Source organism: Streptomyces sp. DSM 40750, from assembly GCF_024612035.1.
Taxonomy (GTDB): Bacteria; Actinomycetota; Actinomycetes; order Streptomycetales; family Streptomycetaceae; genus Streptomyces.
This window is the reverse complement of the sequence record NZ_CP102513.1, coordinates 1822377-1836713: the sequence shown is the minus strand read 5'-3', so window position 1 is coordinate 1836713 and position 14337 is coordinate 1822377. Positions and strand designations below refer to the sequence as shown.

Below are 14337 nucleotides of genomic sequence, written 5' to 3'. Positions count from 1 at the left end.
GGGGCTGTCCTACCGCTTCGGGTTCGGCCGCCGGGCAGAGCCCGCGTAGCCGTGGGGGTTGAGCTGCTGGAACCGCCAGGCGTCGCGGCACATGTCGGCGAGGTCCCGCCTGGGGCGCCAGCCCCAGGCGCGCGTCACGGCGGTCGCGTCGGCGACGAGTTCGGCCACGTCGCCGGGGCGGCGGGCCGTGATCTCGTACGGAATGGGCCTGCCGCACGCCTCGGAGAACGCGGCGACGACGTCGAGGACCGAGCTGCCCATGCCGACGCCCAGGTTGTACACATGCATGCCTGGTCCGTCGGCGAGATGGTCGAGCGCGACGCGGTGGGCCTCGACGGTGTCCACGACGTGGAGGTAGTCGCGGATCGCGGTCCCGTCGGGCGTGGGGTAGTCGGCGCCGAACACGCGGACCCGCTCCCGTCGGCCGATGGCCACCTGGGCCACGTACGGCATCAGGTTCTCGGGCCTGCGGTGGGGGTCCTCGCCGAGCAGCCCGCTGGGGTGGGCGCCGGCCGGGTTGAAGTACCGCAGACACAGCACGGTGTACTCGGGGCACCGGCGGCAGACGTCGGCGAGGATCTGTTCGCAGGTCCACTTGGACGCCGAGTACGGATTGGTGGGCCGGGCCGGGGTGGCCTCGTCCAGCGGTCCGGATCCGGCGTCGCCGTAGATCGAGCAGGAGGAGGAGAACACGAGCTGGTGCACGCCGTGCTCGTGCATGGCCCGGAGCAGAGATGTCGTGCCGCCGACGTTGGTGTCGTAGTACTCGACGGGCATCCGTGTCGACTCGCCCACTGCCTTGTGCGCGGCAAAGTGCACGACGGCGTCCACTGAGTGGCGGTCGAAGACGGCCGAGAGGGCGTGTCGATCACGGATGTCCAGCTCATAGATGGCACCGACGAAACGGCCGGCGATTCGTTCCACGCGGGTGAGGACCTGCGGTGTGCTGTTGGAGTAGTTGTCCACCACGATCAGCTCGTAGCCGTGGTCGAGGAGTTCGGCGCAGGCGTGACTGCCGATGAAGCCGGCTCCGCCGGTGACGAGGACCGTGGACGGTGCGCTCAGGGGCCTGGCTTCTTCGTGCGCGTGGCGTCGGTCCGTGTTCACCGCATCTCACCGGCCCAGATCGGCGGCGTGGCCCGAGAGCCGCGCAGGCCGACGCTCCACCCCGGGAAGATCCGCCGAAGTCGATTCCTTACGCGTCATGGCGCGTCGCTCCTGTAGTGCGTTACAACCGAGCGACACCGTATGTTTACGGCGTATATATACGACTCTCCGCCTCTTGCTTCCTGGCGTCAAGGGCTATGGAGGGAAAGGTGTTGCCAGGAAAGGTATTGCTGAGCTGATGACGTCCTCCTCGACGGACCTTGTCTCCGGCGAATGTATCAACCACCATGGACGGCAATGAATAATGATTTGAACCAGGCTTCCGGGGATTCCGGAGCTTTCGTGGTGGGCCTCGATGCCGGCGGCACCCGGACCCGCGCTGTCCTGGCCGACCTGGGCGACGGCCGCACCCGGGGCGAGGGCTCGGCCGGGCCGGGCAACTCGCTGACCGTGCCCGAGCCGGTGCTCGCCGACCACCTCGCCGAGGCCATCGCGCGAGCCGTGCCGGAACCGCTGCGCGGACGGGTGGTCGCGGTGGCGGGCGGCTTCGCCGGGGCCGGCCACCAGGGGCAGGCCGCCGACGAGCCCGGCCGGGTGCGAGCCCGGGCCGCCCTGTCCGCCGCGCTCGCCCGGCTGGGTGTCACCGCCGCCGTGGTCGGCGTGCACAGCGACATCGAGACCGCGTTCGCCGCCGCCCCCGGCCACCCCGCCGACGGCCTGCTCCTGGTGGCCGGCACCGGCGCGGTCTCGGCTCGGATCGTCGGACGGGCGCCCGTCGCCACCGCCGGTGGCGACGGCTGGCTCCTCGGCGACGACGGCGGCGGCTTCTGGATCGGCCGCGCGGCCGTCCGGGCGGTCCTCCGGGCGGCCGACGGCCGGAGCGTGCCCACCGCCCTCGCCCCCGCGGTCGGCCGGGCACTCGGCCTGCCGACGGAGGTCCTGCCCCCGGAGGACTACGGCACCACGGACACCGTCCGCTGGACCGCACCCCGGCGCGCCGCCTACCGCGAGCACCTGCTGCCCGCCGTCATGGACCGGCCGCCGGTCCGGCTCGCCGACCACGCCCCGCTGGTCGTCCGCGCCGCCGAGGAGAAGGACGCCGTGGCCGTGCGGATCCTGCACGAGGCCACCCGCCGCCTCGCCGAGACCGTGACGGCACTCGACCCCCGCCCGGGCGAACCCCTCGTCCTCACCGGCGGCCTCCTCGCCTCCCACGGCCCCCTGCTGAACCCCCTGGCCGAACGCCTCGCCCACCTGGCCCTCACCATCACCCCGGTCGCGGACGGCTCCCCGGGCGCGGTGACGCTGGCCCGCCTCGCCCACGACACCGGCAGCTGACCCGACCCGCACGCAGGACGACCGCACGGACCGTACGACCGCAGGGCTCACCGACAAGGACGACCCCATGACCTCGCAGGACCAGACGGTCGCCCCGGCCGCCATACCCGCGCAGCCGCCCTATCTCGACCCGGCCGCCCCCCTCGACACCCGCGTCGCCGACCTCCTCTCCCGCATGACCCTTCGCGAGAAGGCCGGCCAGCTCAACCAGCGGATGTACGGCTGGGACGCCTACCGCCGCACCCCGGACGGGGACTTCGAGCTCACCGACGCCCTGTACGCCGAGACCGAGCGCTTCGCGGGCCTCGGCGCCCTCTACGGCCTGATGCGCGCCGACGCCTGGTCCGGCGTCGACCACGGCCACGGACCCGGCGCCGAGGACAGCGCCGACCTCGCCGACCTGGTCCAGCGCCACGTCCTGGAGCACGGCCGCCTCCGCATCCCGGCCCTGTTCGTCGAGGAGGTGCCGCACGGCCACATGGCCCTCGACGGCACGGTCCTCCCCGTCAACCTGGCCGTCGGCGCCACCTGGGACCCCGCCCTGTACGAGCGGGCCGCCGCCCACGCCGCCGCCGAACTCCGCGCCCGCGGCGGCCACATGGCCCTCGTCTCCGCGCTGGACATCGCCCGGGACCCGCGCTGGGGCCGTACCGAGGAGTGCTTCGGCGAGGACCCGTACCTCGCGGCCCGCCTGACGGAGGCGCTCGTCCGCGGCATGCAGGGCACCGGAGAACTCTTCGCCGCCGACCGCGCCCCCGTCGTCCTCAAGCACTTCGCCGGCCAGGGCGCCACGGTCGGCGGCCGCAACTCCGCCGAGTCCGAACTCGGCCTTCGCGAACTGCACGAGATCCACCTCCCGGCCGCCCGGGCCGGAGTCCGCGCGGGCGCCGCCGCCGTCATGGCCGCCTACAACGAGGTCGACGGCATGCCCTGCTCCGGCAACCGCGCCCTCCTCACCGGACTGCTCCGAGACCGCTGGGGCTTCCAGGGCCTGGTCATGGCCGACGGACTCGCCGTGGACCGGCTGGCCCGCATCACCGGCGACAAGGTCTCCGCGGGCGCCCTCGCCCTCGACGCCGGAGTCGACCTCAGCCTCTGGGACGAGGGCTTCACACACCTGGCGGAAGCAGTCGAGCGGGGCCTGGTGAGCGAGGCCGCCCTGGACGCCGCCGTCGCCCGCGTCCTGCGCCTGAAGTTCCGCCTCGGCCTGTTCGAGGACCCCTACACGCGCCGCGCGCCGATCCCCGAGCACACCGGGCGCGCACTGAGCACCGACCTCGCCCGCGCCTGTGTCACCCTCCTCCACAACCCGGTCGGCGTCCTCCCGATCGGGTCCTCGGTACGCCGAATCGCCGTGCTCGGCCCGCACGCGGCCACCACCGCCCACCAGCTCGGCGACTACACCGCCCCGCAGCGCCCCGGCACCGGCGTGAGCGTCCTCGACGCGCTGCGCCGCCTCGCCCCACCCGGTACGGACATCCGCCACGCCAAGGGCGCCGCCCTCACCGGCGCCGACCGCACCGGCATCCCGGCCGCGATCGCCGAGGCCGCCGCGGCCGACCTGGCCGTGCTCGTGCTGGGCGGCAGCAGTGCCCGTACGCCCGACACGGAGTTCGACGCCAACGGCGCCGCGCGGACCGTCGTGTCCGAGATGACCTGCGGCGAGGGCGTCGACCTCGCCGGGCTGCGGCTCGGGGAGGCCCAGCACGCGCTCCTGGACGCGGTCGTCGCCACGGGGACGCCGACGGCGGTCGTCCTGATCCAGGGCCGCCCGCACGTAGTACCCGACACGGCGGGCGCGCTGCTCACCGCCTGGTACCCGGGCCCGTGGGGCGGCGCCGCGATCGCCGAGGTACTGCTGGGACTCGCGGAGCCCATGGGCCGACTGCCCGTCTCGGTGCCGCGCTCGGCAGCCCAGCTTCCGGTCTACTACAACCACAAGGACACCGAGTACGGCGCCTACGTGGACGAGAGCGCCGAGCCGCTCCACTCCTTCGGGCACGGGCTGTCGTACACGAGTTTCGCGTACGGAACACCACGCCTCGCGGGGTCCACCGTCGAGGTCGACGTCACCAACACGGGGAAACGGCACGCGCGTACGGTCGTGCAGGTGTACCTTCGACGGCTGATCACTCCCGTATGGCCGCGCACCCTCGAACTGTGCGCGTTCGAGGGTGTCGGCCTCGCGCCGGGTGAGCGCCGTACGGTCTCCCTGTCCTTCGACGTGTCCCCCGTAGCCGGTGCCGTCGAGATCCGCGTCGCCGAGTCGGCGCGGGGGGCGCTCGCCGTCGTACCCCTGGTCCTGGACCTGAGAGAGCTGCCTCAGAGCTTGACGGCCCCGGAGGACACCCCCTTGTAGAACCACCGCTGAGTGATCACGAACAGCACCAGCACCGGGATCACGGAGATCACCGAACCCGCCATCACCATCCGCTGGTCGTAGCCGAAGGACGACGACTGCAGTCGGGCGAGGCCCAGTGTCAGCGTGAAGTGGTCCTCGGTGCGCAGCACGATCAGAGGCCAGAGGAAGTCGTCCCAGGCGCTGATGAAGGTGTTGATGGTGACGACGAGGATGGCTCCCCACGCGGAGGGGAGATACAGATACCGGAACCGCTTCCACTCGCCCGCCCCGTCCAGCATCGCCGCGTCCTCGATCTCACGCGGTACGGCGAGGAACGCGGCCCGCATGATGAGGACGTTGATGGCGGCTACGAAGCCGGGCAGCCAGACACCCGCCACGTGGTCGATGAGGCCGAGGTCGCGGATGCTGAGGAACAGCGAGACCATGATCGACTCGAAGGGGAACATCATGGACGCCATCAGCAGCACCCAGACCAGCTTGCGGCCCTTCCAGCTCGGCTTGGAGAGCATGTAGCCGGCGAGTGTGGAGAAGACCAGCTGGCTCGTGACCGACAGCGCGACGACGACCATGCTGTTGCGGATGTACGTCCAGACCGGGACCTGGGCGAACACCTCGCGGTAGGCGCGCAGGGTCGGGTCGCTCGGGAAGAGGGAGGCGTTCGCGCCGAACACGTCCTCGCCGACGCCCTTCAGCGACGACAGCAACTGCCAGAACAGCGGGCCGACGGTGATGCCGAGGACGAACAGCAACAACAGGTAGCGGACGACGAGTTCGCGCGGCCGGCCGTAGTCCCGCCAGCGCGGCATCAGGCGCCGCCGCCGCTCCACCGGGGTCACGGCCGACGCCGTCCGCTGCTCCTTCACGGCGGTGGTCATGACTCGTCCTCCTTCGTCAGGCGCTGTGCGAGCAGCGTGAGGCCCAGGGTGAGTACGAAGAGGGCGACGCTGACCGCCGAGCCGTAGCCGGCGTTGCCGGTGAGCGGGTCGAGGGCGATGTCCCGGATGTAGAAGGGGAGGGTGCGGTCGGCGCCGCCGGGGCCGCCGGTGGAGCCGCCGAGCATGTAGATCTCGGTGAACACGCGCAGCGAGCCGATGCCGGTCAGGGTGCCGACCAGCATCATCGAGGTGCGGACGCCGGGCATGGTGACGTGCCAGAAGCGGCGGACCGGACCCGCACCGTCGACCGCGGCTGCCTCGTGCAGCTCCTTCGGCACATTCCCCAGCGCGGCCAGGTAGAAGATCATGTACCAGCCGAGGCCCTTCCACAGGGTGAGCCCCATCGCGCACAGCAGGATCAGCCAGGAGTCCGACAGGAACGGGATCGCCGACCTGATCAAATGGGCCTTCTGCAGCCAGGTGTTGACCAGCCCCTGGTCGCTGAGCAGCCACTGCCAGCTCAGACCGACGACCACGCTGGAGGCGAGGACGGGGGTGTAGAAGGCGGAGCGGAAGAAGCCGATGCCCGGCAGGTTCTTCTCCACCAGCACGGCCAGCATCAGCGGCAGCAGCACCATCAACGGGACGACGATCACCGCGTACAGCACACTGTTGCGGGTGGCGAGCCAGAAGTCGGAGTCCCCCAGCATCCGCGTGTAGTTGTCCAGGCCCACGAACGAGGCGGCGCCGCCGAGCGGCTTGGCGTCGGTGAAGGACAACAGGAGCGTGTTGAGGAACGGGTACACGCCGAAGGCGGTGACGCCGATGATCGCCGGGGCCATCCACAGCCATGGCAACCACCAGCGACGGTACAGCGCGGCGCCGCCCGCATCGGTGGTGGGGCCGGGCCTGACGGCCCGCAACAGGCGGCGCCGGCCGCTCGGTTCCCCGGGCCGGGGGTCGTGGGAGGAGACCGCGACCCCCGATCCCTTGGTGGGGGGAGAGAGGGTGGTCATGCTCAGCTGCCCTGCTCGATCAGCTCGTTGGCCTTCTTCTGGGCCTCGTCGAGGGCGTCCTGGGCGCTCTTCTTGCCCTGCATCGCCAGCTGGATCTGGGCCGTGATGGCGTTCAACTCACCGGGTGTCAGGGCGATCTCGTCGGCCGTCGCGGTCTTGCGGTCACTCGCGACCGTCTTGCGGGCCTCGGCGAACGGGTCGTCGCCCTCGACCGACTGGAAGAACGGGTCGTCCAGGGAGGCCGTGGTGGAGGGGAAGATGACCACGTTCGGGTCCTTCGCCCACTCCAACTGGTTCTCCGCGTTGGTCAGGAACTGCGCGAAGGACAGCGCGGTCGCCGCGTTCTTGCTGGTGGACGCGACACCTATGTACTGCGGGGCGCCGACGGTGTGGCCCAGGTCGTCCAGCATGAAGCGGGCGACACCCGTCTGCTTGTAGACGCTCGGGTTGTTCTGCTGGATGAACCGCAGGAAGTTGGGGTTCGTCGGGCCGTAGACCAGCTTGCCCTGGCCGTAGACGTTGGCCGGGTCCTGGGTGGAGGAGAGCGAGTCCCTCGGCATGCCGCCGCTCTTGTAGAGCTTCGTCATGGCCTCGACCCACTGTGCGGTCTTCGGGTCGTCGGCGAAGGTGAACTTCTTGCCGTCGGAGGACAGGACCTCGATGTCCATCTGCTGCCAGTCGGCCGGGATACGCAGCTGCGGATTGGCGAGGAACGCGTAGTACTCGCCGTCCGAGGCCTCCGCCACCTTCTGGGCGTCCTCGAACAGACCGAGCACGGTCGTCGGAGGTTTGGCCGGATCCAGGCCCGCCTTCTTCATCAGATCGGTGTTGAAGGTCTGCACGATGCCGCCGGAGTACCAGGGCAGCACACTGTGCACCTTGGCGCCGGAGGCGTCCGCGTACCTGCTCGACTTCCACAGGTTGGGCACGAACGGCTCGCCCGCGTCCGGCGCCTTCTTGTCCAGGTCGAGCAGGTAACCGTTCTTGGTGAGCGCGATCGCCGTGTTGACGTTGATGTTGACCACGTCCGGCAGCGTGCAGCCCTGCGCGTCGGCGACCAGGCGCTGGGTGAACGTGGCGTCGCCCGGGTCGTCGACCCACTTCACGGTGGTGTCCGGGTGGGCCTTCTCGAAGGCCTTGATCACGGGGTTGAAGTAGTCGCCGAAGTCCTTCTTCAGGTTGGTCGTCTGGAAGGTGATCGTGCCCTTGACGTCCCCGGTGAGCTTCCCGGATCCGACGTTGTCCTGGTCGACCTCGCAGCCGCCGGCCATGGCCTCCCCGCTGTCGGATCCGCCGCCCGACAGGCCGCATCCGGCGGCGGTCAGAGTGAGGGCGATGACGCCCGCCACACATCCGGTCAGTCTTCTCGCGCGCATGTTGCCTCCTGCGATCAGTCAGCTGCTGGACCAGGCCGCTGGACAAGCTGCTGGTTCAAATCACCAACTTGGACTCCGATTGATGAAAAGGTGGACCAGAATTCATCGGAGGTCAATGGCCTGCCGTGTTGCTTTTCGGTTCCGAGACGTTTCCGGCGAGTTCGGCGTCGGCGCTCACACCCAGGGCACCGGCGCGTTCAGTGCCGGTGCTCGTGGTCGGGGTGCGACGGATCGCCCGGGTGCTCGTGCCCCGGCGCGTACTCCACGTCGGCACGGGCCCGGTCCAGCCAGTCGAAGAAGGCCTGCCGGCCCATCGCCCGCCGCAGCTCCCGCACCAGGTCGTCGTGGACGTCGTCGTACGGCAGGAAGTCCCCGGGCCCCGCGCCGCCGTACGGATCGACGCCGCGCCGCAGCGCCTCCGCGGTGAGGAAACGGTCCGGATTGCGGTCGTAGTAGCCCCGTACGGCCTTCTCCGGCACCCTCTGCTCGGCCTCCAGCGCCGCCAGCAGGGTGCGCGCGGCGGGGGAGTGGGCGAGCGCCACCGCGATGATGCTGCCGAGGTCGGCGACCTCGGTCCCGGACACGGCGAGTCCACGGGCCGGGGACACCTCGGGCGGCGGCGCGAGCCCACGCGCGGCGCAGGCCCGCCGGGCCAGTTCGTCCGCGACCACGACCTGCGTCGCCCACCGCCTCCGCTGCCGCTCCGCCCGCGTCTGCCCCTCCGGCCGCGCCTCCCGGTCCCGAGCGGGCACGGCGTCCAGCACGGCGTCGACCCGGTCCCGGCGGACGGCCTCACCGCCCACGAGCGCCGCGTGGCCCCCCGGAGCCGAGTGGCCGTGCGGCGGGGCGTGGCTGCCCGGTTCCGTGCGGCTGCCGTGTGCTGTGCGCTCGCTCATGGCGTCACCTCCAGGACGACCGCCTCCGAATAGGCCACGCAGCCGTGCCAGCCGGCCTTCGCCATCAGCCAGTACGACCCCGGCGGCACCGCCGAGCCGTCCACCTCGACCAGGCATTCCGCGCTCTCCCCGGCGGCCAGGGCGAACCCCTGGAGACCCGGCCCGACGCCCGCCCACGTCCCCCAGGACGACAGCGCCCACAGCGCCCCGCCCACCGGCCCCCGGGTCGTGTTCCGCAGGCTCACCCGCACCCGCACCCGCTCACCCCGGCGCACCTCGACCCGGTCGACACCCAGCTCCATCACGAGACTCGGCCCGGTCCGCCCGTCGGGCCCGCCCGCCGCGCCCTCCCCGGGCACGTCCAGAGCCACCACGTCCTCGTACGTCTGCCCGCCGTGCGTCAGCCGTGCGGCCAGCCAGTACCGGCCGGGCACCGGGTCCGGCGCCGGAGTCACGGTGACCTCGGTGAGCGAGAAGCCGCCGGGGCCGAGCGCGTACGGCAGGTCGGCGGGCTCGGCGGTCCAACCGGGCGGCACCGCCAGGGCGACCGTGCCCGACACCGGCGCGTCGGTCAGCTCGGAGGAGATACGGACCGCCGCGGTGACCGGGCCGTCGACGGTGAGCGCGGTCGGCGAGAGGTACACGGCCACGGGCATGTTCCCCCGGGGCGCGGGGCCGGAGTTGTGCAGCCAGTACCGGGTGTGCACGGGCTGTGCGGGCTCGTGCGCGGCGACACCGGGGCCCTTGGCCTGCTTGCCGTCCAGCGGCGAGGCCAGCACGGTGGCCACCTCGAAACCCGTCAGGTCCAGCTCCAAGGCGCCGTCCGCGCCGGGGGCCAGCGGCTCGCCGGGCCGTTCCAGGACGTCCGCCCGGCTGCCCTCCACCCACGCCGAGGGGCCCGTCAGCCGCGCCCGCACCGGCCGTCCGTCCACCTCGTGCGCCCGTACGACGACCCCGCGCGCGGGGTCCGCCGGTGCCGTACCACCACGGGCCAGCGGCGACCCGGCCGGCTTCAGCGCGTCCAACAGCACCCGGCCCTCGGGCTCCAGCGACAGCAGGGCCGCGGTCCTCGGCAGGCCGGCCGGGGTCCCGGCGGGCTCCCGCAGCCGTGCCGTGAGCGGGTGATCGGGCTTCCGCAACCGCGCCGTCAGCGGATGGTTGAACGCGTGGCCCGCGCGCGGCCAGCTCAGGTCGCGCCAGTCGCCCTCGCCCGCGACGACGGCGTACTCGAAGGTGTGGGACCAGCGCTGCAACTGGAAGCCGGAGCCGTCGGGGGCGGTGCGGCGGGGCGGGTCGACCCAGATGCCGGAGGGCCAGCCGGTGCAGGAGCGCATCAACGACATACAGAGGTCGCCGGAGGAGGTGACGACGCAGCCCGGGGTGCCCCGGTTGAGGATCGCGAAGCCCCGGCCGTCCCAGGCGTCGCCCGGCGGCAGTGCCTCGCCGCCACCGGCCGCGGTGGCCCGTACGGTCGCGTCGTCCAGGTCGGCGATCAGCGCGTCGACGGCCTTCGCGTCGTCCTCGGGGCGGGCGCCCGCGACCACGAGCAGCGGCAGCCGCTCCAGGTCGCGCAGGTCGGCGCCGGGCACCCACTCCTCGCGCAGCGAGGCACGCGGGGCCACCCACACCGCGGCCAGGCCGTCCTCGGCCAGTCGGCGGCGCAGTTCGCGGGCGGCCGCCGGATCCCAGCCGAGGGCCTCGGCGACCAGGGAGTTGCGCTCCGGGCCGCCGACGGCGATCCGGATGTCGGGCAGGTTGGAGTCGACCTCCAGATCGCCGTAGCGGGGGCCGCCCGCGATCGTCGAGGTGGCCGTGACCCCCGTGCGGACCAGGGCCGCGGCGAGCGGGGTGCCCAGTTCACCGGCGGTGTCCCAGTCGCTGAAGATCAGCTCGGCGACGCCGATGGACCGGTGGCCGAGCAGCGCGCCGGTGTCGTCGTGGACGGCGACACGGGCCGTGGAGCCCAGCCCGAACCAGGTGTTGGCCGGGTTGTCCAGCGTCCACGGGAACCGCTCGCTGTCCACGTCGACGAACCCGAAGCCACGCCCGATCACCGCGTCCGCGACCTCGTGCACCGGCAGCCCGCCGCGCACGTCCGAGGGCCAGCGCACCCGGATCAGCCGGTCGGCGCCGTCGTAGCCGTCGACGGTCGTCGTCACGTCCAGCCGGTCGACGCCCGCCCAGAGCGTGAGCCGCTGCGTGTACCGGAAAAGGCCCAGGTCGGCGCGGACGGTGAGGCGGGAACCGGCCGACGAGTGTTCGACATCGATGTCAGCTGTGACGTCCCGGCTGCGGGCGGCGGTGGTGCCGGTCGGGGTGAGGTGCCAGGGGCCCTCGCCGAAGCGCGGGTGCCTCGGGTACTCCTCCTGCACCACCAGCTCGTTGCCGACATCCCCGGCGCGCAGCAGCTCCCTGCCGCCCTCGGCTTCGGCGAGCGCGCGCAGACTGCTGACGCCGCCTCCTCGCGCGGGGTCGACGGTCACCTCGTAGAACTCGTTGCGGATCGTCGTTCCCTCACCGGCCGTCCAGCCGGCCACCGAACCCTCGGCCAGGGAGAGCGCCTTGAGGCCCATGCCCGGCACCTGCGGCACGACGACCTTCAGTTCGCCGTCCTCGCTCACGGCCGGCAGCGGCAGCCCGGTGTGGTCCAGCGGGACCCGGCCGGGGTCGGCGACGCTCAGTACGTCCTTCCGCTGCCACGTCGAGGAGTTGAAGACGACCAGGTCGGCGCCGTCACCCGGCAGGGGCACGACACGGTCGGCGAGCGCCTGGGTCGCGTCGGCGTGCACCTCCTCCGCCAGGTCGTGCAGCTCCCGCCAGCCGGTGAGCAGGTCGATGTACACCTGGTCCGACTCCGAGCCGGTGATGGCGTCGTGGTGGGCCCCGTAGATCAGCTGGCGCCAGGCCTTGTCGAGGGCCGCGTCCGGGTAGGCGTGTCCGGTGGTGAGGGAGGCGAGGGTCGCCCAGGCCTCGGCGTCGGCGAGCAGCGCCTCGCCGTACCGCTGGGCCTGCTTGGTGTCGATGTAGGAGACGTCCTTGCCGGTGTAGACCGGGTTCATGTCCCGGGTCTGCGGGGACGCCGTGCGCCCCTCCCGTTCCAGCTCGGCCCGTACGGCGGCGAAGAAGTCCCGGGGCATGCCGCTGATGAACCGGGGCCAGACATAGCGGGTGTTCCAGTCGCGATGGATGCCCATCACCCAGCGGCACGGCGGGGCGTAGTCACCGCCGACCGGCAGCAGGACGTTCCGGGTGAGCGCGACCTTCTTCAGTCCCCGGAAGAGCTTGAGCGCGGCCGCCTCCGCCTCGGGGAGGGTGGGCGCGTTGTCGATGGCCCAGCCGGCACCGTAGTGGTTGACCATGTACGCGGTCAGCAACCCGCGCCCCGAGGGGGCGATCCAGCTGAACTCCGCCGGGAACTGCATCCGTTGGGGGTCGCGCGGCTCCTCGCCGAACACCGACAGGGTCGGCCCCCACTGGTGGAACGGCCCGCGCGCCCACGAACTCGACGTGACCCCCGCGTCCGCCATCAGCCCCGGGAACTGCGGGTCGTGCCCGAACGCGTCCAGCTGCCAGGCCGTCTCCGGCGCGGCCCCGATGATCCCGCGCTGGAAGCCGTCGCCGTACAGCGCGTTGCGTACGGTCGCCTCGGCGCCGGTGAGGTTGGTGTTGGGCTCGTTGTAGGTGCCGCCCATGATCTCGACCCGGCCGGTGCGGATCAGCTGCCGCAGGAACGCCCGCTCCTCCGGGAAGGCGTCCCAGTAGGGCTTGAGGTAGTCGACCTCGGCGAGCACGAAGGTGTACGCCGGGTCCCGCCGGGCCAGATCGCAGTGGGCCCGCACCAGGCTCATCCCGCTCTGGCCGCGCGAGTCGAAGGTCCGGGCGGGCAGGCCCGTGACAGCCGGGTCGTCGGCGACGTCCCAGGTCTCGGTGTAGGCGGCCTGCGTGTTCCACCAGACGGGGTCGTAGTGGAAATGGCTGACCATGAACATGGTCCAGCCGGGCTCCGCCACCGTGAACTCGGCGCTGTGCCGGGCCACTTGGTCTCCGTCGGCGGCGGTCACGGTGATCTCGCGGCGGTCGCCGGGAGCGAGGCCGTCGGTGGTCACGGGTATCTCGGCGCGTACGGTCCCGTCCTCGCCGACGCCGGCGACGGTCTCCCCGACGCCGCGCACGCCCGGGCCCTCCACGCTCAGCCGGACCGGCCGGCCCGGATGGTGCTCGACATCGACGGCGACCACCTGATGCGGCTGGTCCTCCGTGCCGACGAAAAGCTCGGTCGACTCGACAGAGATGACGCGCATGGGGCTCCTACGAGTGCTCGGCGGAGCCCCATCCTGGCAGCGGGGGGTGGTTCAATCAACCATCCATCGGAACATTGGTTGATTCATCCATGCAATCTCGCCGAGCCCGCGGACCGTCCGGGACGTCGCTCGTTCAGCGGGCCCGCCGGGACTTCACGGCGTGTGCCCCCGCGATGTGGTCGGTCAGCGCCAGGGAGGCGCTCGCCCGCTGGTACGAGAGCTGGCCGACGCGGACGTAGAGGCAGTCGATGAGCATCAGCACCGAGTGGCGGGCGCCGATGCTGCCGGTGCGGAAGCTGGTCTCCGAGGAGGAGGAGATCAGCCGTACGTCGGCGGCGCGGGCCAGCGGCGAACGCGGGTCGGCGGTGAGGGCGATGGTGGTGGCGCCGCGCTCCTTGGCCAGCTCGAACGGCTCGATCGTCTCCCGGGTGGCGCCGGAGTGGGAGATGCCGATCGCCACGTCCGCCGGGGTCAGAAGGGCGGCGGAGGTGGTCGCCGCGTGCACCTCGGTCCACCCGCGCACCGCGCAGCCGATGCGGAACAGTCGGGTCTCCGTCTCCTGGGCGACCGCGCCGCTGCCACCGACGCCGTACACGTCGACGCGCCGGGCACGGGCCACGGCCTGGGCCGCGCGCTCGACGGAGTCCAGGTCGATCCGGTCGATGGTCTGCTGGACGGCCCGCAGATCGGCGGTGCCGACGACCTGGACGACCCGCTCCAGGCTGTCGTCGGGGGAGATGTCCGGTCCGATCTCGGCGCTGCCCCACTCGGAGGACTCGCCGCGGCCCCGCTCCTGCGCCAGCTCGATCAGCAGATGCTGATAGGAGTCGAGGCCGATGGCCCGGCAGAACCGGGTGACCGTGGCCTGGGAGGTTCCGGTGCGGCGGCCCAGCTCCGCGGCCGAGCAGTGGGTGACGGCGGCCGGATCCTCCAGGATCAGCTCGCCGACCTTCCGCAGGGAGCCGGCCAGCCGGGGCAACTCGGTGCGGATCAGGGTGGTGACATCGGTCGAGGGCATGCAGAGAAGGTATCAGCCACCCGTTGGCGCAATGGCTGAATACCAGGA

At 72.1% G+C, this 14337-nt stretch carries 9 protein-coding genes; 2 read left to right on the top strand and 7 right to left on the bottom strand.

What is annotated here, in order from left to right; all coding sequences use genetic code 11:
• Window positions 1–9: 9 nt before the first annotated feature.
• Window positions 10–1107, bottom strand: coding sequence for a UDP-glucose 4-epimerase GalE (gene galE, locus JIX55_RS08275; RefSeq protein WP_443046393.1), 1098 nt, complete (start codon window positions 1105–1107; stop codon window positions 10–12).
• A 297-nt stretch (window positions 1108–1404) separates the two neighbouring features.
• Between galE and JIX55_RS08270 the strand changes: the two genes are divergently transcribed.
• Both JIX55_RS08270 and JIX55_RS08265 read left to right on the top strand, forming a co-directional pair.
• On the top strand, window positions 1405–2445 hold the full coding sequence (locus tag JIX55_RS08270) for a BadF/BadG/BcrA/BcrD ATPase family protein (protein ID WP_257562632.1): 1041 nt from the start codon (window positions 1405–1407) through the stop codon (window positions 2443–2445).
• 67 nt (window positions 2446–2512) lie between these two features.
• Window positions 2513–4804 carry a glycoside hydrolase family 3 N-terminal domain-containing protein gene (locus tag JIX55_RS08265; RefSeq protein WP_257562631.1) on the top strand — a complete coding sequence of 764 codons (2292 nt, stop codon included), beginning with the start codon at window positions 2513–2515 and terminating at the stop codon, window positions 4802–4804.
• Here the strand turns inward: JIX55_RS08265 and JIX55_RS08260 are convergent.
• The 6 genes from JIX55_RS08260 to JIX55_RS08235 all read right to left on the bottom strand — a co-directional run bounded on the left by JIX55_RS08260 (window position 4768) and on the right by JIX55_RS08235 (window position 14289).
• Window positions 4768–5682 (bottom strand): carbohydrate ABC transporter permease, encoded by a 915-nt coding sequence (locus JIX55_RS08260; RefSeq protein ID WP_257562630.1) that lies wholly within the window; start codon window positions 5680–5682, stop codon window positions 4768–4770. The two genes, JIX55_RS08265 and JIX55_RS08260, sit on opposite strands and share 37 nt — an antisense overlap.
• Window positions 5679–6698 (bottom strand): carbohydrate ABC transporter permease, encoded by a 1020-nt coding sequence (locus JIX55_RS08255; RefSeq protein WP_257562629.1) that lies wholly within the window; start codon window positions 6696–6698, stop codon window positions 5679–5681. The genes JIX55_RS08260 and JIX55_RS08255 overlap by 4 nt, the downstream gene beginning before the upstream one ends.
• 2 nt (window positions 6699–6700) lie before the next feature.
• Entirely contained in the window at window positions 6701–8074 is a 1374-nt protein-coding gene (locus JIX55_RS08250) for an extracellular solute-binding protein (RefSeq protein ID WP_257562628.1), read from the bottom strand.
• A 197-nt stretch (window positions 8075–8271) separates the two neighbouring features.
• Entirely contained in the window at window positions 8272–8970 is a 699-nt protein-coding gene (locus JIX55_RS08245; protein WP_257562627.1) for a peptidyl-prolyl cis-trans isomerase, read from the bottom strand.
• Window positions 8967–13271 carry an NEW3 domain-containing protein gene (locus JIX55_RS08240; protein WP_257562626.1) on the bottom strand — a complete coding sequence of 1435 codons (4305 nt, stop codon included), beginning with the start codon at window positions 13269–13271 and terminating at the stop codon, window positions 8967–8969. Before JIX55_RS08240 ends, JIX55_RS08245 begins: the two co-directional genes overlap by 4 nt.
• A gap of 133 nt (window positions 13272–13404) precedes the next feature.
• On the bottom strand, window positions 13405–14289 hold the full coding sequence (locus tag JIX55_RS08235) for a MurR/RpiR family transcriptional regulator (protein ID WP_257562625.1): 885 nt from the start codon (window positions 14287–14289) through the stop codon (window positions 13405–13407).
• Window positions 14290–14337: the final 48 nt, after the last annotated feature.